Source organism: Pantoea sp. CTOTU46764, from assembly GCF_031974595.1.
GTDB classification, from domain to species: domain Bacteria; phylum Pseudomonadota; class Gammaproteobacteria; order Enterobacterales; family Enterobacteriaceae; genus Pantoea; species Pantoea trifolii.
On the sequence record NZ_DALYOQ010000044.1, the window covers coordinates 13,561 to 37,046 of the forward strand.

The following is a 23,486-nucleotide window of genomic DNA, read 5'->3' on the forward strand; positions in this document are numbered from 1 at the left end:
GATTGGCACAGCGAGCCAGGGTTACCGGATGCATTAACCCTCGCTGTGGAAGATACCGGCATCGGTATCGCAGCCGCCGATCAGCAGCGGATGTTCCAGGCCTGGCAGCAGGCGGAAAGTCGCGGTGCCCGCGTGCGCAGTGGTAGCGGTTTGGGGCTTTATCTGTGTCGCACCCTGGCAAAACGTATGGGCGGAGATTTAACCCTAAGTAGTGAGGAGGGCAAAGGCAGCATCTTCACCTGTATTTTGCCGCTGAATAAGAGTCATTCGCCAGGTAGCATTCAAGACCAACAGCCAATGACAGCGCTTCCCGCTGGGCTAGCGGTATTAGTGGTGGAGGATCATCCAGCCAATCAGCAGGTGCTGGCTGCTCAGCTTAAACAGCTCAATTGCCATTATGAAATGGTCGAGAGTGCCGAACAGGCTTTACAACTGCTGAATGATGAAAATTACTACGATATCATGCTGTTAGATTGTAATTTACCCGGCAAGGATGGCTATTGGCTGGCAGAACAGATCCGTGAGTTAGAAACCGCACAACAGCGCGATCGCACGCCGCTGATCGCGATCTCCGCCGTCAGCAGTCTTGAGCATCGGCAACGCTGTTTAACCAGCGGCATGGATGATGTGTTAGTTAAACCGATTCGATTAGCCGAGCTGGTAGAAAAACTCGGAAACTATCAGGCAATTCAGGAACCGGATACGCCGTTGTTGAGTGATGAAGTGAAGTTATGGCTGCAACAGGATCGGGATAACTTTGTTCATGCCTGTGAACAGCGCGATGTGCCGCACATGATCCACTTTGTGCACCGTATTCGCGGTGTTGCACAGATGTACCAGCTGCCAGAGCTGGCTCATCAAGCCGACATCATTGAAACGCAACTGCGGCAAAAGTCTACGCCAACCGTTCAAACCACCAGAGATTGGCAAACGCTGATTAACAACCTGATGCCTTGAGATAAGGCAATTGAGAGTGCTCTCGTAGAGCGGATGACGTTTTTTTCATCAAATAGCCTGCCTAATCCTGCTGCATCAGCGCATTAAGCGCGCAGCAATTGGTCTCATTTGTCAGGTTATTACGTTATGCGCGCTTTGCTATCGGGTTTGCTGCTTCTGGCCGGCCTGCTACTTTCTTACTCCACTTTCGCTGCACCGATCGCCTTTACCGAGGATGAGCAGCGCTGGATCGCTGCGCATCGTGATGTTCCTTACCACTTCATCGCCAGCTGGCCGCTTGATTATCAGGAAGAGAATCAACACATTGGCCTAAGCCGCGATTATCTGGACAAAATCAGCGAGATTACCGGCCTGCGCTTTGTGCTGGCGGAAAAGAGCGGACAGTCGCCGACGTTGATTTCAGTGATAGCGCCTGAGCTGCTGGCAGCGGCTCAGCTGGAAGGTTGGCTGTTCAGCGATCGCTGGCTTGCGACCAGCGCGACGGTAATCACCCACAACAACAGCGCCACCATTCACTCCCTTGATCAACTGCGCGGCAAACGTGTCGCGGTGCGCAGCGGGACGCTGTATGAGAGCTGGCTGAAAGATAACTGCCCAGACATTCTGTTATTGCCCGTGAATCATATGCGCGAAGTGTTTCAGGCGGTGTATGAAGATCGTGCCGATTTGGGCCTCGGTTCCAGTCTGGTCATGCGTCCGCTGCTGTGGCGTTACTATTCCCACAAGCTGGCGATTGCCGGTCAAATTCCCGAATTATCGGCCAGTTTGACCATGGGCGTTTCGGCCGCAGATCCACAGTTGCTGAGCATCATCAATAAAGCACTAAGCGCCGTACCCGCCGCTGATGCGAACGAGATGTTTAGCCGTTGGGTAGGTGACATGCGTTTAGGCTATCCCTCGATGGGGGTTATTTTTTCCCTTTATCATTGGGAAATATTCACGTTCTGCTTGCTGGTGTTATTACTGGGTTGGTTGCTGCAGCGCGCGATTATGCATCGCCGCCGTGCCACTGCCAGCGAGGAGCGCAAAACGCAATTTCTCGCCATGATGAGCCATGAAATTCGTACGCCGATGAATGCGATGATTGCCTCGCTGGAGCTAATGAAACGCACCGAGAATGCACATCAGCAGGAGCAATATCTGGCGCTGGCCTCTTCTTCGGCGCGCAGTTTGCTCGATCTGCTTAACGATATTCTCGACCACAGCAAACTCTCCGCAGAGTGCATTGTGATTGATAGCCAGCCCTTCGATCTCAGCGAGCTGATCAATACTATTTGCGATAGCTACCGGCCAATGCTGGCGGAGAAAGGGCTGAACCTGGTGATCACCATTGATGAACCGCTTAAGAAGCAGTGGATGATGGGCGATCCCCATCGCCTGCGGCAAATCATCAACAATCTGCTCTCCAACGCGATTAAATTCACCCATCAAGGTGCTGTTTCGCTGGCGCTGGATGCAGAATTTTTTGCTGATAACACCTGTATGATAGCGCTGGCTGTAGCGGATACCGGCATTGGTATTGCGCCGGACGCGCAAAAAACCTTGTTTGATGCCTGGACGCAGGTGGATGACGGTGCCGATCGCCGGTATGGCGGCAGCGGATTAGGTTTATGGATTTCACAACAACTGGTAACGCTAATGCGCGGTGCGTTGACCTGCCAAAGCCAGCCGGGCGAGGGCAGCACCTTCACCTTAAAAGTGCCGTTACGCCTTTGCACTGCAAAATCCCCGGTGCTTGAGCCTGCATTACCGCGTTTTACGCCGGACACCATGATTCTGCTGGTGGAAGATCACCCCGCCGCACAGCGGACTTTCCAGGCGCAGTTGGCCACGCTGGGTTGCCAGGTTGAGCTGGCGGAAAACGGCCAGCAAGCGTTAGCGCTACTCGACGAAGAGAATTACTACGATGTGATTCTGCTGGACGTTAATTTGCCAGACATCAGCGGGTATGACATCGCCAGACGCTTACGCATGATGGAGCGTGAACGCGGTATTGAAGCCACGCCGGTGGTAGCGATTTCCGCCATGAGTGACGATGCGCATCTTGAGCAATGCGAGGCCAGTGGTTTTGATGCGGTGCTCAGCAAGCCCATCATCCTCACCGCGCTAGCTGGTTGTTTACGCCGCTGGTGCCATCTGGCGGCAGCGAGCGGTGTGCATGTGCCACGAGAAGAGTCCGATCAACAGGAGCTGCAAGCCTGGCTGGAAGCGGATATCTGTGGATTCAATCACGCCTGCGAGGCAATGGACACGCGACTGATGCAGCACCATGTGCACCGTCTGCGCGGCACCGCACAAATTTTCCAGATGAATAGCCTGGCGCAGCTGGCGGGAACCATCGAAAGCCAACTGCGCGCAGGTGCGACTGTGAGTGAAGAGCTTGCCCGCCAATGGTGGGATTCGCTTAGATGTGAAGTGACTTCAGCAATTCGTCCTTGATGATGAAGAGTTCGTGGTCGGCTTTCAGTCCAAGTTTGCGCATGGCGCTCTGCTTTTGGCCGCTGATGGTTTTCAGGCTTCGGTTAAACTTCTCGGCGATGTCGGTTACCGTCATGCCGGCAAGAAAACAGCGAATCACTTCCTGCTCTTTCGGCGACAGCGCCGACAAACTTACCGCATGGCGCACGTTGGCTTCGCTGTAGTTGCCGCTGATCAGCACTTCGCCATGGCGCTGCTGGTTAGCCAGTTCCTGCGCCATCTGCGGTTCAATAAAGGTGCGACCACGGCTTACCTCCAGCGCCGCGTTTTGAATCTCTTCAAACGGGCGATTTTTACCGATAAAGCCTTTAGCGCCGCCGCGCAGCGCCAGCGCCACCGTGGCGGGATTGTAATGTGCTGACACCACCAGCACCGCGACGTCCGGATGTAAACGGGTCAAGGTTTTGATCAGGTTCAGGCCATCGACATCGGCCGGTGCCAGTTCATAATCGGCAATAATCACATCGACCTTGGTGGTTTTAATGCAGTCCAGCAACTCCTTGCTGCTGGTGAAGGTTCCCACTACATCGAAGTCGGGATTTTCCCGCAGTACATCACTGAGCCCGCGCAACACCAGGAAGTGATCATCCAGCAGGGCGATAGAGACGTTATTACGACGGAATGTTTTCATCCTCAAACACTCTTGCTTATCAATAGGGGGTGAGAATCAGTGTACTGTATTTTTGCTAGCTGTATGACGTAAGCCGCTGTTGGAAGCGCGACGTGTCAAGGTTACAGCGGCCGGAAATTACCGCGCTTAACCACCAATGTCATCTTTTTTGTTTGATCATTGGCGTCAGTCGCCAAAAATTTCCAGAAAGGGTGAATATATCGCCGCAGATTAGCCTGGCCTGTAAAGATTATTAATCGTCATAATGTTCGGTAAGAGAATGGGAATATTTTTTGAGAGTGCTCTCGTAGCGAACAATAGTGGCTCTGCTTATTATGTCACCCGAACGTTAAGCCTCTCCGAACAAGATTTTGCACGTTATCCACTGATGTTAAACACCTTATTTCCTGCGGCACAGCCACAAGTTAAGGGCCAGTTACAGCTATAAATATTACCGAACACCTTGGGTAATAACGGGATAACGAGAGCGCCGCAAAGGATGATAAAACATCCCGCATCCTGCAATAAAATAAATGCGCCAGCAGATTGAAGCGAGAGGCTTAATTTGCCCCCAATCGACTGGAACTTATTAGTCATGAAAATTTCAGGATATTTTAAATTCGGAGCCACTATCGGTAGCGTATTAATGCTTACCGGCTGTTTTTCCCTGCCTAATGCCTACGCATCCTATCATGCGGAAGCCATCCAGGCCGCGCAGCATGCTAATCAACTACCCAGCCTCGGTCGCTGCCAGGCCGAGGTTTCTGCGCTGGCGCAGTACGATGAGGCACGTTTTCAGCAACAGCACGATGCGCTCAACGGGTTAATGGATCGCAGCGCCAAATATCTGCTTACCCGTCCACAACTTGCCGCCGATATGCAAGCCACGCTCGACAGCGTTTATCAGGCCGAACTGGCCAAGCGTTGTCAGCAGATTCACAGCGAACTGTTCCGCGCCATGCTGGCGCAGGCGGATGGGGAGTGATGAGGCAATGAAAACGCTTTTCTCTTTATTAGCATTGAGCGCACTGCTGAGTGGCTGCGTCACACACGTGCAGCCGCACGCATCGCCTGCCACTGAGCCTTTTGCTCAACCGCGTTTACTCAGCGACTTCAATCAGCAGATGACAGCTACGCGTCAACAGGCCGAAGCCGGTGAACACCGCGCGCAGCAACAGTATGGCGGCTGGCTGGCGTCGGCTGGTCAACGCGATGCCGCACAACCGCTGCTCAAGGCCGCCGCCGAAAGCGGCCAGCCTGAAGCGCAATATCAGCTCGGCAAGTTGCTGCTCGATCATCAGCCCGGCGATGGCAAACAGTGGTTAGAGCGTGCCGCCGAGCAGGGCAATAGCGCCGCCGCACAGCAGCTGGCACGTTACCATCGCAGCGGCAATCCGCTGCTACAGGATAAGCAGCAAGCCTTTAACTGGTTGCTACAGGCCGCGCAGCAGGGCGACGCACAGGCGCAAAACGATGTCGGCGCGGCATACAGTCGCGGTAACGGCGTGAAAAAAGATGCTGCGCGCGCGGCGGAGTGGTATCGCAAAGCCGCCGAGCAGGGTAATGCGCTGGCACAGTTTAATCTGGCCGGTGCTTATCAGGCGGGAGAAGGTGTTAAAGCACAGCCGCCGCAGGCATACGCTTGGTATTACGTTGCGGTGCAAAACAGCCGCGATCCCCATCTGACGCAAATGGCCGAGCAGATGAAATTACGCATGTACGCCAGCGCCACGCGCAGCGGTAAAGCCACGCAGGCGCGTCAACTGGCGCAGAAATTCACCCAGCAATATGTCAAACCGCACAAGGAAGCACTGCCATGAAACCCTTATTTACCCGCTCGCTGATTGGCCTGGCAGTGGCTGCAACATTGTGGTCGTCCGTTAGCCAGGCGGCACCGGCGCTGACCGGTTACAGCTCGGATCACACCATTCCGTATTCACTGTTCGATGAAACTGAAACGGCGAAGCCGTGGGTGAAATCGCCCCCGCCGAAGAAAAAGCCGCTGCGTCCCGCCACCACGCATAACGTGGAGCAGACGAAAAAACTGCAGGCGCTGGAACACTCCCTCAACGAGCAACAGCGTATTAATAAAGAGTTGCTGTCCGGTCATCAGGTTGAGAAGCAGGCGCTGCAACAGCAGTTGCAAGCCTTAGCAACGGATAAAGCCACCGTTGAAACGCAACGCCAGCAGTTGGAATCCCTGCAGCAGCAACTCGCCGAGCATCAAAGCCAGCAGAGCGGTTCGCAAGCCCAGTTGAGCGAGCTGCGTACCCAGTTAGCCGCACATCAACTGCTGGTGGATACCCATGCGCTGCAACAATCTTCACTAGAGGGCAAGCTGAAAGAGAAGGAAGAGAGCGTGATTGCGCTTAGCAATCAGCTGGAGGAGGTGCGCGCTGAAACGCAGGCGCTCAAAGCGCAAAAGCAACCTGACACGCAGCAGCTCGCGGAGCTGAAGCAACATCAGGATCGTATCGCCGAACTGGAAATCAACTTGCAGGATGCAGAAAAACAGCAGGCTGCGATGCGAGAGCAACTAACCAAACAGCAGGCGCTGCAGCACAGCGCGGCACCGGAAAGTCATGAGCAGAAACTCTCTTATGCCAACGGCGTGGCCTTTGCCAGCAACATCGTGCAGAGCCTGCGCGCCCAGCAAAATCTTGGCGTTCAGCCGGATCGTCCGATGGTGCTGGCGGGAATTAAAGATGCCTTCAGTCAGCGCGTGGCGCTAAACAGCGATGAAGTGGCGAAACTGGTCACCGAACTCGATGTCACGCTGAATGAAAAACTGCAAGCGCAGCAGCAAATCCAGGCAACCGAACGCGAGAAACAGCACAAAGCCGGTAAAGCGCTGATTGAGAAAACCAAACAGCGTAATGGGGTGAAAACGCTGGATGGTGCCTATTACGTGGTGAGCAAAGTCGGTAAAGGTGAAAAACTCACAGCGGAAAGTACGGTAGATATATTGCTGACCGGACGTTTATCTGATGGAACAGTATTTGATAACAGCGGTAAGGAGAATAAGGTACAGCGCGTGAAGCTGGACTCCTGATTACCGGCCTTAACCAAAGTATTAAGCCAGCTTAAAAAGGGCAGCGAAGTAGAAGTGATTTTACCCGCTGATAAAGCATTCGGTGATGCCGGTGTGGAAAATATGATTCCACCGGGCTCGACATTAATCTTCGATATTAAAATTAATCGCTGAATAAACTGACGTCGACAGGGGGCTGTCGTCAACTTGAGGAATATGCCTGACTCATTACCTCGCGCCACACTTTTTAGTGTGGCGTTTTTTTTGGTTTTTATTCGGAGTTGTCTGGGGTTTTGAGAGTGCTCTTGTATTGGCTAATTCATTACCTTGATAAATTAGCCGGGTAGTCGTTAGTCGATTGTTTGCTAAGATTCAATTTTGATACAAACAGACGATACTACTACTAAACAAAGACAATGCAAAATAATCTTAACTGAATATATCAGGATGAATTAAGACCATGAAAAAAATCTATTCTGCCATTGCGGCATTAACTTTACTTTCTGTTACCAGCGCCGCATCAGCCAACACTGGTACCATAAATTTGAGCGGTTCAGTGGGTGATTCAACATGTACTGTAACAGGCTTGAATCAGTCATTAAGTTTTCCACATGTATCAGCTACAGATCTTCAATCCTTGGCAAACTATAAAGTTCCTGTTCAAGCTCCTGTGAGTATTGATGTAACCGCATGTCCAAGTAATTTTTCTAAAGGTGTGCTGACGGTGAATTTCCCCGCGGAAAGTGGTTCAACCAATCGACTTGACCTTGGTAATACCACTATGAGAGGTGCTGCGGTAATGATCGGACGCGAAGCCGGCAGCGATACTAATGATACACTGCTTATCCATAATGGCTCAAACAAAGAATTTGAAATTAATGGTGGGGCAGGCAATGTAACCATCTATCCTTCTATTGTTCGTGTCAGCAGTGGCGCCACAGGCGGCACTGAAGTTGTTGCAGGTGATTTTTCTACAACTGCTCAACTGACAATGGCATTCGAATAAAGTTGTAATTGGGAGAGAAAAGATCAACGTGGTCACTACTTTTTCTCACCAAATGCAATATGCAATGAATTAGGTATGATTTTTAATAAAAGTAAAGCTGCAGGTCTTACTTGTGGCTTTACTTTGATAATTCTGCTATTAGCAAGTATATGGCTTAATCTTACGTTTGCTAAATGAAGGGTTATTTTAATCATATAATAATGGTATGAATTTATAGGTGGTTATAATGTTGAAGTTATCATCCTTTATGAAAGTCCTTTTTTTGTTTTCTTTTGTGGCACCATTAGCATCAAATGCAGTTGAGAATAAAGGTGGTTTCAGTCTGGGTTCTACGCGTGTTGTTTATAATGCAGCAGAAAAAGAAGCCAATGTTACTGTAATCAATACAGCGGATAATGCGCCTTTCTTAGCTCAATCGTGGTTATCTAACATTGATGATGTGAGAAATAAGGCTAAGCCGCCGTTTGTTTTAACGCCGCCTCTTTATCGTCAGGATAAAGGAAAGAACACGCTGCGTATTGTCAAAACAGGTGGTGACTTGCCAAAGGATAGAGAGTCTGCGTATTGGATTAATGTCAAAGCTATTCCGGCACAGTCAAAAGCGGATACAGGAAAGAACACTGTCGCCTTCGCCTATGTTTTGAAAATAAAAATGTTTTACCGTCCCGCTGACTTAAAAGGTAAAGCCTCAGATGCCTATCGTGATTTGACATTCTCACGCAGTGGTTCAACTTTGAAAGTCAGCAATCCGACACCCTATTACGTCACGCTCAATAAAATTAGCGTAGGCGGAAAAGAAATCAAAGATGTCAGCGCTATGGTGCCACCTTTCCAGCAGCAAAGTTATCAATTAGACGATTCAACTAAAGGTTCACAGGTTGAGTATCGTGCTATTAATGATATGGGTGGGTCGATGCCGGTCGTGAAGAAAAACATTGATAACTAATTAAAATACTATCAGTTAACCAGGCGAAGTATTCTCAATGAAAGTAAGAAAAATAATAACGCCATCAATTCTTGAGTGGCACAACGGACAGCTGCCTTTCTCAGTGAATCGCTTGAATAAACTGATACGTACCGTCTTATTTAGCAGTGGTTTTTTTTTCACGCTGTCATGCCAGTTACATGCTGAAGAGTATTTCAATCCCGCATTATTGAGTGTGGGCGAAGAGCAACCGACCGCTGCGGTAGTGGCTGATTTAAGTCACTTTGAGGCGGGTGCTCAGGCTCCGGGCATCTATCGTGTCAGCGTGTATGTCAATAATTACTTCATTGACGATAGGGATGTAGATTTTTCCCTTAATGACAAAAATGAATTGATGCCGAACTTCACCGTTGCTGACTATGAATATATGGGGCTTCGCAGCAGTGCGGTACCGCAGCTGACAGCAGAAGATAAAAATACCCCTGTTAACGATATTCGCCAGCTTATTCCAGCTGCACGCCTCGATTTTAACTTCTCTGAGCAGCGCCTGGACATCTCGATTCCGCAGATGTTAGTCAAACAACGTGCGCGTGGAGAAACCGCGCCTGCTTCATGGAACCAAGGATTACCTGCTGCATTGCTGAATTACAACATCAGTGGTAACCAATCGCGTCGCTTGGCCGGTCAGCAAGGAACATCTGAAGTTCTGTACGCTAACCTGCGCGGGGGATTGAACCTCGGACCATGGCGCTTACGCAGTTATAGCACTTATCAACAGCGCAGTGATTCTCGTCAGGGCGGCAGCTCTAGTTTTGATGTCATCAGCACCTATCTGCAACGCGACATCCACGCCATCAAAGGCCAGCTCATCCTCGGCGATAGCGCTACGCCTGCCGATGTCTTCGACAGCGTGCAATTCCAGGGCGGCCAGTTGGTTTCTGATGACAGCATGTTACCGGATAGTCTGCGCGGCTTTGCGCCGGTGATTCGTGGCGTCTCCGAATCTGGCGCGGAAGTGACGATTCGCCAGAATGGCAGCGTGATTTACCAGTCTTACGTGCCGCCGGGCCCGTTTGAGATCAACGATCTTTATCCCGCTTCGTTGAGCGGTGACCTCGTAGTGACCGTCAAAGAAAACGACGGCAGCGAGCGCACCTTTTCTCAGCCTTACTCTTCCATCGCCATCATGCAGCGTGAAGGCCAGCTGAAATACGCTATGACTATCGGCAAGCTGCGCAACAGCGGCGGGGCGATCACCACCGGCGCGGCGAAGTTTGTTCAGGGTACGCTGATTTACGGCTTGCCGAACGCCATTACCGTGTACGGCGGCATGCAGCTGGCGAAAGAGTATCTCTCTGCCAGCGCCGGTATCGGATTGGGTATTGGTCGCCTGGGCGCCATTTCTGCGGATATTACACAATCCAGTGCCACGCTGCCGAACGGTGAGAAAAGTCAGGGACAATCTTATCGCCTGCGTTATTCGCGCAGTATCGTTGAGACCGGTACGTCGGTGTCGCTGGCGGCATATCGCTACTCCACCGAGGGTTATTACACCTTGCAGGATGCGATGACAAATCCGGCGGATGGTCTGAATGGTGCGCTGAACCGTAATTACCGTCCGCGCGGCGAGTTTCAGGTAATGCTGAACCAGTCTCTGGGTGATGCGGGTTCCATGTATGTCTCGGGATCACAACGTGATTACTGGAACAAACCGGGCAACCTGCGCACTTACACGCTGGGTTACAACACCAACCTGTTTGGCGTCAGCTACGGCCTCAATCTCAGCCAGTCGCAGGATAGCGACAGCGGCAAAGAAGATCGTCGTCTGGCGTTAACCGCCTCGGTACCATTGAGTCGCTGGTTAGCCGGTGATTCACGTAACTCCATGCAACTTAATTACGGCATGGCGCATACCAAAGGGCAGGGAACCACGCAGCAGGCCGGTTTGAGCGGCAATGCGCTGGATAACCAGCTCAACTACAACGTCAGCCAGACGCTGGGCAATGACAACGACACCAGCAATCTTTCCGCATCCTATCGCGGCAATAGCGGCACCGTATCGGCGGGCTATAACCGCAGCCAGGCGCAGGAACAGATCAACTACGGTCTGCGCGGCGGTATTGTCGCCCATCCGTATGGCGTGACCTTGTCGCAGGAGATGAGCGACACCGTGGCGCTGGTGCGTGCGCCAGGCGCAGCCAACATCAAAGTGAACAACCAAACCGGGCTGTCCACCGACTGGCGCGGTTATGCGGTGATGCCGTATATGTCGCCATATCGTCGCACCGACATCTCACTCGATCCACAGGGATTAGGCACTAATGTCGCGCTCGATCAAACCAGCACCTCCGTTACCCCAACCCGTGGTGCGGTGGTATTAGCCGACTTCAAAACCCAGCGCGGTCATCAGGTGATGATGACCTTGCGTAAAGCCAACGGCGACTACGTGCCATTCGGTGCCACCGCCAAACTGCTGCTGAACAAAGGCGAGCAGAACAATGGCAGCATCGTCGGCGATGAAGGATTGCTCTATATCTCCGGCATGCCAGATAGCGGCTCGCTCGAAGTACAGTGGGGGCGCGGCGCGGATGCATCGTGCAAAGTGAACTTTAACCTAAAATCCGCCAGTGAAAATCAGATGGACGGCGTACCGCTTCAGGTGCAGAGCGTCTGCCAAAACAGTGAGGAAGTTTAAAATGAGTAAAGTGTTTGGCAGACAACTGCTGTTAAGCAGCGCAATTACCGCGCTGTTGGGCAGCAATGCCGCATGGGCGCAAAATCTGGCGCTGTCGGACTTACCGAATGGCTGCAGTTACACCCGCAGCGAACAGCAACCGCTCAACGGCCTGGTAAAAATTCCTACCGCTACGCCGCTGTTTGCCGCCATCGGCGATGCGCCACATACGCTGCTGGAGATTGGGGTGCAGTGTGATGGCCCAATTAGCGCACCGGTATCGCTGGGTTTGAAAGAAAGCGGCGCACTGGACTGGATCGGTCCGGGCCGCGATGTGCTGGCAACTAATGTCAATGGCATCGGCGTTCGATTATTCGCGGATGCCAATAGCGAAGGCGGTAAGTGTATCGGCAGTGGCGCGATTGCCGCGGGGCAATCCGCCAGCTGTTCAATCAGCCGTGAAGGCGAAGGTACACGCCGCGTCGGTTTCAGCCTGAAGGCGCAGCTGGTGAAAATCAGTAATAACACGCCGATCCAGTCGCAGCGTACGCTGCAATTAACCCATGGCGGTACGCTGCTGCTGGAATCAGATGGTGCGACGCAACAGCAAGTGGATGTGCTGAACAGCGGCCTGCTGGCACCGAGCATCGCCACCGAAGCCAGCTGCACGCTGGTCACTGAACAAAATCGTACAGTGAATTTTGGCACCATTTATCGACCCAAATCGGGCACTCAGGAAGCAACGCTCGGCCAGGCGCAGGTGACGCCGATTGAAGTTTCCTGCTCGCCACTGCGTGATGACGCCGCCAATAACTACAACGTGGCGATTACTTTTCAGGCCGGCCAATTACTGAATAATGACGACACCGCATTAGCCACGTCGATTGACGATATGGCGATCCGTTTTTCAACTAAAGCGGAAGGCGGCGACTGGCAGAAATTTGGTGAGAAATTATCGATGCCTTACGATGTAGCCAAAAGTGGCGACAAGAGCCATTTCGCGCAAACCTGGTATTGGTTCCTGCGCTATTTGCCTGGCGCGAATCATCAGCAAACCGGTAATTTTAATGCGGTTGCGACTTACACTGTAACGATTCAATAATTGTTTGATTCTAATTAGCCTGGATAAAATCCATATGAATAAAAACAATGTCATTATTCTCGATGACCACCCGCTATTTCTCGAAGGTCTGAAGAGAGTGATTAATAACGAGTCTGAATTTATCGTCACGGACTGTTGTAAAAATAGCAGGGAGCTGTTTTTTTCGCTCAGTCTGGCTCCCGCTAATATTGCTTTGATAGATTGCTCACGTCCGAAAGGGGATTTGAATATAAAATCGCTAGTTGATCAATTAATATTCAGCTATCCAAAAATGACGATTGTTGCAATGGGAGATTGTCCTCAACAGCAGCAGCTTAGTGATACGTTGAAACCGCAGGTTAAGTCGTACTTTTGTAAGTCGTTGACGCCTGAAAATTGGATTACGGGATTGCGTCATATCTGGACTAACCATTGTCAGACTCAGCAACTGATGCTGGATGACACTGTCGATACAGATAATTTCATCAGGCAACGTCTTTCTGCAAAAGAGAAAATTGTCGTTGAATATCTCTATGCAGGGCTGAGCGTGTCACAAACGGCTCTGCGTTTGTCGCGCAGCGTTAAAACCATTAGTTCGCAGAAACGAGCGGCAATGCGCAAGTTGGGTCTTGTACGGGACAGTGAGATTTTTCGTCTGGATATTAATTCACTTTAGTTTCATGCTGATGATCAACCCAGCCAGCGTCGCGCTTCCGCATCGGTAATATCGCGATAATAGATTTTATGCAGTCGTTCATCACATCCTTTACATTGCGCCTGAACGTAAGTGGCAAGACAGGTGCGGCCAGCAGGCGATATTGCGCTTTTGCGCGTGATAGTGATGTTATGCCAGCGATGGGCGTGTGGAATAAAACTAAATAATTTCATTATTATTTCCGGAGTTGGTGAATGTATTCAAATCCGGAGCGCAATTAGGCCTTTTTTCTGGCGTGATAAAATTGATAAGCATCAAAATGTAACCAACTCTTTAAGACTTTGCTTGTTTATCTCAATCGCTAACGCTTCCGGTGCGAATTGAATTACCGTTCGCACCGGATAATTTGATCTCAGAAAGATTAAAGCGTTAAAGCCATAAATACGATTTCGTCATTAAACCGCGCAATCTCCTGTTTCATCCTGCCGATCTCGGTAAAACCCTTCTTGCTGTAGATCATATAAGCCGCATTAGATTGCCAGACACACAACGTGATGCGGCGCAATTTTTGCTGTTTAGCTTGCTCAATCATTCGTGATAGAACTTGATTGCAGTAGCCTTTTCCCTGTTTCTCCGGCATTAAGGCTACGCTGCAGACGAAGTAGTCATCTGGCTGGCTGTAGTGATTAACAAAGTCGTCGTAAGCCTCATTAAGAGCACGTACCTCTTTTCGATAGCCGTATTCAACTTTGATCTGTTCATATTCCTTAATCGATGCCGCATTGAGGAATCCAATCATTTTTCCCTGCGAGTTATACATCACCGAGATCTGTTGCAGGAACGGCTGGATATTTTGTCGAAGCTGTAAGGTGGTTAAGTCGGCGGCATAAATATTATCGACAGAGCAATATTCCAGATAGCTGGTGCTGAAGATTAATTGCGTCATGCTGCGTTGTTCATGCTGGTCATAAATAATGCCTGGTTTAAAGATAAGGAGTGAAGATGTAGGCCGATAAACCGGCTGCCAGAAATCACCCGCTGATATCTTCTTATCGGTTAACGCAATCAGGTAATCGCTAAATAATCCGTTTACTTTATCGAGTTGAGGATCCTGACAAAGCATGCCGTAATAGTGGTAATAGGGGATCTCAGCGCGCAGTTGCGGCGCATAGGCAATCTGTAAAATTTCCTGCTCGGCAAATAAAGGCACCAGTTCACCCAACTGCAGAGGATCGTTGAGTTGCCAGTTACGTTGCGAAAGTTGATGCAAGGTTTGTTGACAATGCTGCTGTTCATCGATACTTAGCGGCCGACGTTCACCACTTAAAATATCTTCCTGTAAGCGCATTCCTTTAATGCCGCATACGCGTGTCGTTAGTGCATCAAATCCGCATACGGCAAAACAGCTAAAATCCTGATGACTTAGTTGCGTGACCTGTAATTGTTCGCACCATAACTGATAAAACGGTTCGAAGATGGCGCGTTCACTGTCGGGCGTTTTGGCTACGATGGGCTGAGGCCAGCCACGATAAACCACACTGAGCCGCCGCTGTAACTCCTGCAATAACGGATTGTTTTGATGGCTGATGATCATGCCGGTTTCATCAGTAAACAAATTTAGCCAGCTAATGTGCTGTTGATTGCCAGAAAAATCAGGCAACTCCGGCTGACACACAAACAGCGTGGCGGGTTGAGCGGGGATCGTATCGGCATCCAGGTAGACGCCGCCGCATTCAATGAGAATGGCCAAACGGAAGAAGTCAGAAAGCGTGGCGTAATAGCGTTTGTCGTGCAGCTGCTGTATGACGTCGACCAGCGCGCAGTCAAACGAGCGCATCAGGCAGGAACAGCGCGCCCAGTTGTAATGCGCTGTCTCCCAGCTGAACGACAAAACGGCTATCAGCCGCCAGCTGTTGCGCATCCCACACCCACAAGACTTGCTGAAAATCACTGCGACTGGCTTCAATCGCACGCTGCCACTGGGCGAGGGTGCGGTTGACGTTGAGTGGTGATGGTCCGCCGAGCCAGACGCGATGGAGCGTGCATTCATTACCCGTCAGTCGGCTGGTGGGCACCGCGAATATCGAAGAGAGTTCCGCAACGCACACCTCGTGCGGCTGGTGTTCCACTTGCTTTGCGTTTTCTTACCCCAGCGTTTGAGCATGCCGGCGCTGAGCAGCATGATCGGTATTTCCAGCGCGGCAGCGAGGCCAAAAAGCACGCCACTCCAGTCGGCAGACAAGGTTGGCTGCTCTGCCAGATGCAAAGGAAACGCAATCAGATAGAGTGCGCTGAAGCTCCATACCAGCAAGGTGGCAAACATCAGGAAGCAAAGGTTGTGCCCCAGCGGCTGCCGGTCCGGTTGCTTTGCAGGAGCAGCGCTTGCCAGCCGCTCGCCAGGCGGCAAGGTGACAGCCGAGCGCATTAACACTGTAGAAGGCGCCGATTTTCCAGGCTGATACGTTGAGTTCGCCGGCTAGAAATAAGCTGAGCGTCGGAATGAACAGGGCGCCGCTTAAACCGGCGCCCAGCGCAACAATATACAATGAAAACGTTGAGTGTTTCATCGACATCCTTGTCAGTGTTCGCTCCAGGCACTCCAGCGAGGGGCAGAAAGTTTTTAAAGTGCTTCAGCGCGGCTTAAACGTTTGCCATCCGGACTTACGCTGCGCACCCAGACTTTATCGGCGACGGTGATGGTCGGTTTGGCATGCGGCAGATAACGTTGCCAGTTTTTACCGTTATCCACGCTGTACTCCAGCGGCAGACCCGGCAGCGCAATGTTCATGGTCAGCGTGCCATTCTCCACGCGCGCACCCGGCACCGGCAGACGATAGTGAATACCGGCTTTATCCATCTTGCCCAACTCACGCTGGCCTAACAGGTTGGCGAAACGCTGCCAGTCCTGATTGCGCTGCTGCTGGTTAACGAAGTGGGTCTCGCCGCCTTTGAAGGTGCGGCCCTGTTGATAATCCAGCTCCCACTCCGCGCGATGCCAGCCACGTTCAGCCACCGACAGCAGGCGAGGGAACACCATGTAATCCATCTGCTGATCGGTACGTGTGGTTTCACTCCACAACTGTACCGAAATGCCGTGTGCGCCTGACCACGGCTTATTCGAGGTGGCATCGAAGGTTTTGCCATCGCGATCCACCGAGGTTTCCGCGTTCTGCGGCAGGTTGTCTGGCGCGAAGCCAAACATCTTGCGCTCATCGCTGAAGCGTGTGCCCCAGTAATAGCCGCGCTCGTTAGGATTCACCTCATACGGGAAGTCCATGTAGACGTAATCCGGATTGGAGATCACCACTTCGTAATCTTTCATCGTCCAGTCGTTAGCGGTGTCAAAGCCGCCCCAATAGAGCGTGTCCCAGAAGTTAACGCGAACGCGCGAGGTGGCGAAGGCGTGCGCGTCAGCGGCATCTTTCAGCCCATCTTGCCAGGCCTGCATCACCGGAATGCCGTGTGCTTTTACCATTTTGCTCACTTCCAGCGCGAAGTGGCTCGGTAAATGCTCCAGATCTTCCACCTTGCCGGATTTCACCTCCGCCTGGCAGACCTGAGATTTTGCCCAGGGTTTGTCCTCTTTGCTTTGGTCTAAAATGCCCGTTCCCGCTTTCGGTTTTTTGATATCGCTGTAGCCGGTACCGAGGCGGATGTTTTTCGCTTCATCACCGCCGAAGTGCCAGGTGGTCAACGGTTGGCCCGCTTCGCGGTGCATCGCCTGCACTTCACCCATCACTTTATCGACAAAGCGCTTTGAGGAATCGAGGCAAGGATTGAGATAGCTGGTGCGATCGTACAATTGCACGGAACGGGTATTCGAGGTATCCGTTGGATCCACCAGACGATATTCACTGGCCTGCTGCGTTTTACCCGCTTTCATGAGTTGCTGATAACGCGCTTCCATCGAAATAACCGCAGCGCGCGCATGCGCAGGCATATCGATTTCCGGGATCACTTCAATGCTGCGCGCCTGCGCGTATTTGACGATCTCAATATAATCGGCGCGGCTGAAATGTCCGGTACCGTTGTTATCCGTGAACGGACCGGAACCCAATTGCGGCAGCAGACATTGCTGTTCAGTGAGATCGTGACAACGCTTACTGCCCACGTCGGTCAACTCTGGTAGACCGGGAATTTCAATGCGCCAGGCTTCATCATCGGTCAGGTGGAAATGGAATTTATTCATCTTCCAGGCCGCCATTTGATCGAGCATGCGCAGCACCGCTTGCTTGCTGTGGAAGTTACGCGCCACATCAAGGAAGGCGCCGCGATAGGCAAAGCGCGGAGCATCCTTCGCTTCAAGCGTGGCGATAATCGGTTTGCCTTCAGCAGGCACCAGCGAGAGTAACGACATCAAGCCGTAATAGACGCCAGCCTGATCGTATCCAATGATATCGGTGCCGCGCGGCGTGATGCGCAGTTCATAAGCACCGGATACCGCATCTGCGCCACGGAAATGATTAACGGCGATACGAGTATGAACGGCATAACCCGCTGACTGCTGTTTGAGTCCCAATAAAGCGAAACGCTGCTTAACCGCATCCGCTTGATTACCCGCCAGCGCCTCAAGATGTAAGGCAACGCCACGGCTCAGATCAACATCCGCCGCATGAACTTTTACCGTACGCGGCGTTGGGGTGATTTGTCCGCGCAACGCGCTAGCAGGCAGTTGCGCCACATCGGCATTCCTGGCAAAGCGACTTTGCGGCAGCATCAGCACGTTTTTATCGTCGGCGATGCGCTTCCATTGGTCGCCAAACGGCTTAACGAATTCGCTGAGGTTTTCGGTATCGGTGCTGGTGATGATTTTTGGCGAGGCATTGGCGGCGGTGACGTACCAGCGCGGCATCACGTCAGTGATAAACAGCTGCCAGTATTCATTCACGATCGGGATCTCAATCGACTCGCCAGCCGCGATGCCTTTGAATTTTTCCGTCGGTTCCAGGCGGGTTAGATCCCCGACGATATGCGTCATTTTGAACTGATCGTTATCGACCCGCAGCGTTTCGTGCACGTTGCTCATGTAGATCGCCCAGTTTTTGCTGGTGAGCGCCGGGCCGTTGTTGGTCAGCGTAATGGTGGCGGTATTGCAGGATGCCCAATCGGCACCTAGTTTCGCGCAGTTCACGCCGTGATCGGCCGCCTGATTGTCAGTGACCTGATACTGCACGCCGAACTGGCTGATTTGGTCGACGACCTGCTGATTACTGCGCGGGGATGAACTGCAGGCGGCAAGGCCCATCACGGTCAGCGCCAGTAAACTGATTTTTAACTTTTTCATACTGTTATCCTTTTCCACGGAGGTAAGTCTCTGGCTCCTGCCAGATCGGGGTCAAAACAGGGTGAATGGCGCGACGACCATAAATTTGATGTCTTTTTCGTCCTGGAAGATGTTGCCGTAACCGCCACTGTAGCTGGGAAGATCGCTGTGATTGTCGTAGCGGGTGTAGTGCAGTTTGAATTGCGTGTCTTTGGCACGGCCTTGCTGGATGGTGTAAACCAGGTCCATGCTCCACGCCGACTCTTTCAGGCGCTGGTTTTGGTCGTAAATCGGATTGGTGGAAGGCTTAGCGTCCCAGCCGTAGGCGTACGACGTACCGACTTGCCAGCCGGGTAATTGCCAGTGCCCCAGATCGACCATCACACCTGCGAATAGCGCTTTCTCACCGTTGGCGTTCCAGTCAGAGCGGGAATCCCACCACACATCCATGCGGCCATTTGAGCTGGCATAGGATGGCGTCATACGCTGCAGGAAGAAGCCCTGATTACCTTCGGCTTTTACCCAAGTGCCTTCAAGGCGGAAATCGAACGCGCCCAGCGTGTAGCCGAACGTCAGCGCCTGTAGCCAGGCGAGGCCATCATAAACATCGTTGACCTGGCCCACGCCGCTGTTGTCACGATCCTTCGCGCCGTAAAACTGATAGCTGGTGCGCAGTGGCGCATCGGCCAGCGGCAGCTGATAAGACGCTTTAGCAAAATACTGATCCATGTAATTCGCCGCCTGGCCGTAAGCGCCTTCCAGCAACAGCGAGTTTTTGAAATCATATTTGGCACCAAAGGATTGCAGCCACGGAATCTCCGTCACACCATCGGCTTTGCGGAAGTTGTACATGTCGCGATACCACGGCGCTTTGTATTCGTCTGTCCACATCCAGGAGACGGAAAGGGCGCCCGCATCGCTAAAATCGAAGACGGTGCCAGCCTCAACGCCGCGATAAGTGCCGGGCAGGAAACTCCAGTGTGGTGCCAGCAGCGTCTGTCCGCTGGGTTGCAAATAGCCTGCGCGTAGCCAGTTATCCTGCCATTTTGCCTTGATCGCCGCTTTATAAAGACTTAAGCCACTCTTATCTCCGCTCCAGTCCTCATCCCAGCGTGTGCGGGCATTGCTGAAACCAATTTCATTCGGTGCCGCCGGGCCGCTATTGCTTAACTCCAAAGCGCCAAACGCCGCCAAATCGAGGCCAATTACATCACCGGCATAACCGGATGAGAAGTCGAGATTGGCGTTAGCAGAGGCGTGATGCAGATTGGCGTCATACTGACCATACGCGCCTTTTTGCTGATCCATCTCTTTGCGATCGCGCTGGCGTTGCCAGTAAAACAGGTTGCCAGTGAGCGATGAGTCTTCGACAAAACCCGCAGCGTGGGCGGAGGGAACAGGCAAAAACGTACCGGCGAACAGGGCAGAGATAATGGCCGCAGAGAGCGGCGCGCGTGGAATTCGACGCATAGCAAATCCTCCGTGATGCTTCCATGAACAATTAATAAATCCGTATTGTTTCGTCATGAAACAAGTTGCGAGGGATGCTATTTTTCGCGACGCGAATTATCAATGGGGTTTATTACAAAGTATGACATGGCACGCAAAAAGAAGGGTTTTTTAAGGAGTTTATTCAATCAGTTAGATGAACCTGTAAAATGTAAATTTGCGAGCAAGATCCACAGGCAAAGTGTCGATAGCTTGCTTTAATCTGGCTTGTTCCCTATGCTCGCCAACGTAGTTTTGACTCGGGGTGCCCCTCTAATACAGGGCTGAGATACACCCGCTGACCTGATCTGGATAATGCCAGCGTAGGGAAGTCAGATGCCTGACCGCATTCGCCTTCTTGATCGCCGGTTGGGAGCCTTATGAAACAGCCTGACCTTCTTTCCCCCGTGCAACTCGCGCACTCTTTGCAACTGCTGCGTCAGCAAGCGCCGCTGGTGCACTGCATGACCAATGAAGTAGTGCAAACCTTTACCGCCAACGTGCTGCTGGCACTGCAAGCTTCGCCCGCGATGGTGATCGACCCCGATGAAGCGGCGCAGTTTGCCGGTTTTGCCGATGCGGTGTTGATCAACGTAGGCACCTTAACCTGCGATCGTCGTGATGCGATGTTGGCGGCGGTGCAAGCAGCGCAAGCGGCAGGCACGCCGTGGACGCTGGATCCGGTGGCGGTCGGCGCATTAACGCTGCGCACCACCTTCTGCCAGCAGCTGCTGAGCCTGCCTCCTGCGGCGATTCGCGGTAACGCTTCAGAAATTCTCGCCCTGGCGCATCAGGCAAGCGGCGGACGCGGCGTGGACAGCCTGCATCAAACCGATGCCGCGCTGAGCGCCGCCCAGCAGCTGGCGCGTGATTATCACACCGTTGTGGCGGTGACCGGTGAAGTCGATTACGTCACCGATGGCGCGCGTACCCTGGCAATCCCCGGCGGCAGCCCGCTGATGACGCGCGTGGTTGGCACCGGTTGCGCATTGTCGGCAGTGGCTGCGGCCTTCACTAGCTTGCCTGGCGATCGCCTGCAACATGTAGCAGCGGCGTGCCGCGTGATGTCGCTGGCCGGTGAGCTGACAGCACGCCAGGTCGCCGGGCCGGGCAGCTTTGTTGCTGCCTTCCTCGATACGCTGTGGACATTGGAGGTGAAAGCATGAAACGCATCAACGCATTGACCATTGCTGGCACCGATCCCAGCGGCGGCGCGGGTATTCAGGCCGACCTCAAAGCCTTCTCCGCATTGGGTGCTTATGGCACCAGCGTGATTACCGCGCTGGTGGCACAAAACACCTGTGGCGTGCAGTCGGTCTATCGCATCGAACCTGATTTTGTCGGCGCACAGCTCGATTCGGTGCTGGATGATGTGCGCATTGATGCCGCGAAGATCGGCATGTTGTCCGAAATCGCGATAGTCGAGGTGGTCGCCGAGCGGCTGAAACGGGCCAGCCTGCCGTTTGTGGTGCTGGATACGGTGATGATTGCCAAAAGCGGCGATGCGCTGCTGTCGCCTGATGCGGTAGCCAGCGTGCGCGGATTGCTGCTGCCGCAGGTGTCGCTGATCACGCCAAACCTGCCGGAAGCCGCCGCGCTGCTGGGATGCGCGATGGCGCAGGATGAGAAAACCATGTTGCAGCAGGGCGATGCGCTGCTCGATCTCGGCTGTGAAGCGGTGCTGATGAAGGGCGGACATCTCAGCGATGCCGAAAGCCCGGACTGGCTAATCACGCGCGAAGGACGCCAGCGCTTTACCGCGCCGCGTGTTAACACACGCCACACGCACGGCACCGGTTGCTCGCTCTCCGCCGCGCTGGCGGCGTTGCGTCCGCGTCATGATGATTGGGCGGCAACGGTGGCCGAAGCCAAGGCGTGGCTACAACAGGCGCTGTTGCACGCCGATTCGCTGGAGGTCGGCAAAGGCATTGGGCCGGTGCACCATTTCCATCAATGGTGGTAGGGCGTAACGCCAGATTGCCGCTTTTTCACTGCGCATCCGTCTGAAAAATGGAGTCAGCAATTTGCCAGCCTGGCGTTTTCCGGTCCAGGCTGTTGGGGGCGAATCGGCATTGGCCGGTTCCAATCCAGCCATTTATCAGGAGCGAACATGACGGACATCGTACAGTTATTGGGCAAAGAGGCGGACAGCCTTCTTCAACATCGCTGCATGACCATTCCAGCGGATAGCCTCTATTTACCAGGCGCGGATTATGTTGATCGCGTAATGATCGACAACAATCGTTCTCCCACCGTACTGCGCAACATGCAAACGTTGTACAACACCGGACGTTTAGCCGGCACCGGCTATTTGTCGATTCTGCCGGTCGATCAGGGTGTTGAGCACTCAGCGGGTGCTTCCTTTGCCGCTAACCCGGCTTATTTCGACCCGAAAAACATCGTTGAGCTGGCGATTGAAGCCGGCTGTAACTGTGTGGCCTCCACTTACGGCGTGCTGGCCGCGGTTTCACGCCGTTATGCGCACCACATTCCGTTTATGGTGAAGCTAAACCACAATGAAACCCTGAGCTATCCAACGCAATATGATCAGACGCTGTACGCCAGCGTTGAGCAGGCCTTTAATCTGGGTGCGGTGGCGGTTGGCGCCACCATTTATTTTGGCTCCGAGCAATCGCGTCGTCAGATTGAAGAGATTTCGGCTGCTTTCGAGCGCGCGCACGAACTGGGAATGGTAACGGTGCTGTGGGCTTATCTGCGTAATGACGCGTTCAAGAAAGACGGCGTCGATTATCACGCCAGCGCTGATTTAACCGGCCAGGCTAACCATCTGGCGGCGACCATTGGTGCGGATATCGTGAAGCAGAAGATGGCGGAGAATAATGGCGGCTATAACGCGGTGAAGTTTGGTCACACCGATGAACGCGTCTACAGTAAGCTGACCAGCGAGAACCCAATTGATTTGGTGCGTTACCAACTGGCGAACTGCTATATGGGGCGCGCGGGATTGATCAACTCTGGGGGCGCTTCTGCCGGGGAAACGGATATCGCGGAGTCAGTGCGTACGGCGGTGATCAACAAACGAGCCGGCGGCATGGGATTGATTCTGGGGCGCAAGGCGTTCAAGAAGACGTTGAAAGAGGGCGTGCAGCTGATTAATGCGGTGCAGGATGTTTATCTGTCGAAAGATGTGAACATTGCCTGATTGAGTGGGGGCTGTGCTCGCTGTCCCCTGATAAGTGCTCGCTGTCCCCCTCCTCGGTCCTCCCCCATTTATGGGGGAGGAAGATGCTGCAATATGTCAGTGTTGAAGCAGCATGTGGCAGCATCTCCTTCCCCCGCGAGCGGGGGAAGGCCGGG

Annotated in this window: 21 protein-coding genes, 2 pseudogenes and 1 riboswitch; of the genes and pseudogenes, 15 read left to right on the plus strand and 8 right to left on the minus strand. The window is 52.8% G+C overall.

The features are described from left to right. Positions 1-39: 39 nt before the first annotated feature. The 3 genes and pseudogenes from RTM06_RS22775 to RTM06_RS14875 all read left to right on the plus strand — a co-directional run. Positions 40-660: pseudogene (locus RTM06_RS22775) on the plus strand (response regulator); the annotation flags it as partial. A 63-nt stretch (positions 661-723) separates the two neighbouring features. Beyond that, positions 724-957 carry an Hpt domain-containing protein gene (locus tag RTM06_RS22780; protein ID WP_409455808.1) on the plus strand — a complete coding sequence of 78 codons (234 nt, stop codon included), beginning with the start codon at positions 724-726 and terminating at the stop codon, positions 955-957. A gap of 126 nt (positions 958-1,083) precedes the next feature. Next, positions 1,084-3,396 (plus strand): ATP-binding protein, encoded by a 2,313-nt coding sequence (locus RTM06_RS14875; protein WP_312183182.1) that lies wholly within the window; start codon positions 1,084-1,086, stop codon positions 3,394-3,396. Here the strand turns inward: RTM06_RS14875 and RTM06_RS14880 are convergent. Then, entirely contained in the window at positions 3,362-4,066 is a 705-nt protein-coding gene (locus RTM06_RS14880) for a response regulator transcription factor (RefSeq protein ID WP_312183185.1), read from the minus strand. The genes RTM06_RS14875 and RTM06_RS14880 overlap by 35 nt on opposite strands. 357 nt (positions 4,067-4,423) lie before the next feature. Continuing rightward, positions 4,424-4,642 carry a hypothetical protein gene (locus RTM06_RS14885; protein WP_312183186.1) on the minus strand — a complete coding sequence of 73 codons (219 nt, stop codon included), beginning with the start codon at positions 4,640-4,642 and terminating at the stop codon, positions 4,424-4,426. Between RTM06_RS14885 and RTM06_RS14890 the strand changes: the two genes are divergently transcribed. The 9 genes and pseudogenes from RTM06_RS14890 to RTM06_RS14925 all read left to right on the plus strand — a co-directional run bounded on the left by RTM06_RS14890 (position 4,641) and on the right by RTM06_RS14925 (position 13,438). Next, positions 4,641-5,030, plus strand: a complete 390-nt coding sequence (locus tag RTM06_RS14890; RefSeq protein WP_312183189.1) for a hypothetical protein — start codon at positions 4,641-4,643, stop codon at positions 5,028-5,030. The two genes, RTM06_RS14885 and RTM06_RS14890, sit on opposite strands and share 2 nt — an antisense overlap. 7 nt (positions 5,031-5,037) lie before the next feature. Continuing rightward, positions 5,038-5,865 (plus strand): tetratricopeptide repeat protein, encoded by an 828-nt coding sequence (locus RTM06_RS14895; RefSeq protein ID WP_312183192.1) that lies wholly within the window; start codon positions 5,038-5,040, stop codon positions 5,863-5,865. Beyond that, positions 5,862-7,097, plus strand: coding sequence for an FKBP-type peptidyl-prolyl cis-trans isomerase N-terminal domain-containing protein (locus RTM06_RS14900; protein WP_312183194.1), 1,236 nt, complete (start codon positions 5,862-5,864; stop codon positions 7,095-7,097). Before RTM06_RS14895 ends, RTM06_RS14900 begins: the two co-directional genes overlap by 4 nt. A gap of 15 nt (positions 7,098-7,112) precedes the next feature. After that, positions 7,113-7,250 (plus strand): annotated as a pseudogene (locus RTM06_RS22785) (FKBP-type peptidyl-prolyl cis-trans isomerase); the annotation flags it as partial. 286 nt (positions 7,251-7,536) lie between these two features. Then, entirely contained in the window at positions 7,537-8,082 is a 546-nt protein-coding gene (locus RTM06_RS14905) for a fimbrial protein (protein WP_312183197.1), read from the plus strand. Positions 8,083-8,308: 226 nt separating this feature from the next. Then, positions 8,309-9,028 carry a molecular chaperone gene (locus tag RTM06_RS14910; protein ID WP_312183200.1) on the plus strand — a complete coding sequence of 240 codons (720 nt, stop codon included), beginning with the start codon at positions 8,309-8,311 and terminating at the stop codon, positions 9,026-9,028. Positions 9,029-9,140: 112 nt separating this feature from the next. Beyond that, a complete protein-coding gene (locus RTM06_RS14915) occupies positions 9,141-11,702 on the plus strand; it encodes a fimbria/pilus outer membrane usher protein (RefSeq protein ID WP_312183202.1) in 2,562 nt (853 codons plus the stop codon). Position 11,703: 1 nt separating this feature from the next. Beyond that, on the plus strand, positions 11,704-12,783 hold the full coding sequence (locus tag RTM06_RS14920; protein ID WP_312183205.1) for a fimbrial protein: 1,080 nt from the start codon (positions 11,704-11,706) through the stop codon (positions 12,781-12,783). Between the two features lie 34 nt (positions 12,784-12,817). Further along, positions 12,818-13,438, plus strand: a complete 621-nt coding sequence (locus tag RTM06_RS14925) for a response regulator transcription factor (RefSeq protein ID WP_312183207.1) — start codon at positions 12,818-12,820, stop codon at positions 13,436-13,438. A 14-nt stretch (positions 13,439-13,452) separates the two neighbouring features. On the opposite strand, the gene RTM06_RS14930 is transcribed toward RTM06_RS14925, so the two are convergent. The 6 genes from RTM06_RS14930 to chiP all read right to left on the minus strand — a co-directional run bounded on the left by RTM06_RS14930 (position 13,453) and on the right by chiP (position 20,150). Beyond that, positions 13,453-13,650, minus strand: coding sequence for a hypothetical protein (locus RTM06_RS14930; RefSeq protein ID WP_293792973.1), 198 nt, complete (start codon positions 13,648-13,650; stop codon positions 13,453-13,455). A 188-nt stretch (positions 13,651-13,838) separates the two neighbouring features. Next, on the minus strand, positions 13,839-15,167 hold the full coding sequence (locus tag RTM06_RS14935) for a GNAT family N-acetyltransferase (RefSeq protein ID WP_312183210.1): 1,329 nt from the start codon (positions 15,165-15,167) through the stop codon (positions 13,839-13,841). A 73-nt stretch (positions 15,168-15,240) separates the two neighbouring features. Beyond that, entirely contained in the window at positions 15,241-15,546 is a 306-nt protein-coding gene (locus tag RTM06_RS14940; protein WP_312183214.1) for a hypothetical protein, read from the minus strand. Positions 15,547-15,561: 15 nt separating this feature from the next. Further along, entirely contained in the window at positions 15,562-15,984 is a 423-nt protein-coding gene (locus RTM06_RS14945; protein ID WP_312183216.1) for a hypothetical protein, read from the minus strand. A 53-nt stretch (positions 15,985-16,037) separates the two neighbouring features. Then, complete coding sequence (locus RTM06_RS14950; RefSeq protein WP_312183218.1) at positions 16,038-18,701, minus strand: beta-N-acetylhexosaminidase; 2,664 nt, start codon at positions 18,699-18,701, stop codon at positions 16,038-16,040. Between the two features lie 51 nt (positions 18,702-18,752). After that, positions 18,753-20,150 (minus strand): chitoporin ChiP, encoded by a 1,398-nt coding sequence (chiP, locus tag RTM06_RS14955; RefSeq protein ID WP_312183220.1) that lies wholly within the window; start codon positions 20,148-20,150, stop codon positions 18,753-18,755. Between the two features lie 269 nt (positions 20,151-20,419). Continuing rightward, positions 20,420-20,515, plus strand: a riboswitch (TPP riboswitch). Positions 20,516-20,548: 33 nt separating this feature from the next. Between chiP and thiM the strand changes: the two genes are divergently transcribed. From thiM to fbaB, 3 genes are all read left to right on the plus strand, one after another. Continuing rightward, positions 20,549-21,334 carry a hydroxyethylthiazole kinase gene (thiM, locus tag RTM06_RS14960; protein ID WP_312183223.1) on the plus strand — a complete coding sequence of 262 codons (786 nt, stop codon included), beginning with the start codon at positions 20,549-20,551 and terminating at the stop codon, positions 21,332-21,334. Further along, positions 21,331-22,131 carry a bifunctional hydroxymethylpyrimidine kinase/phosphomethylpyrimidine kinase gene (gene thiD, locus RTM06_RS14965; protein ID WP_312183225.1) on the plus strand — a complete coding sequence of 267 codons (801 nt, stop codon included), beginning with the start codon at positions 21,331-21,333 and terminating at the stop codon, positions 22,129-22,131. The genes thiM and thiD overlap by 4 nt, the downstream gene beginning before the upstream one ends. A 147-nt stretch (positions 22,132-22,278) precedes the next feature. After that, complete coding sequence (fbaB, locus tag RTM06_RS14970) at positions 22,279-23,331, plus strand: class I fructose-bisphosphate aldolase (protein ID WP_312183226.1); 1,053 nt, start codon at positions 22,279-22,281, stop codon at positions 23,329-23,331. The last annotated feature ends 155 nt before the right edge of the window (positions 23,332-23,486 follow it).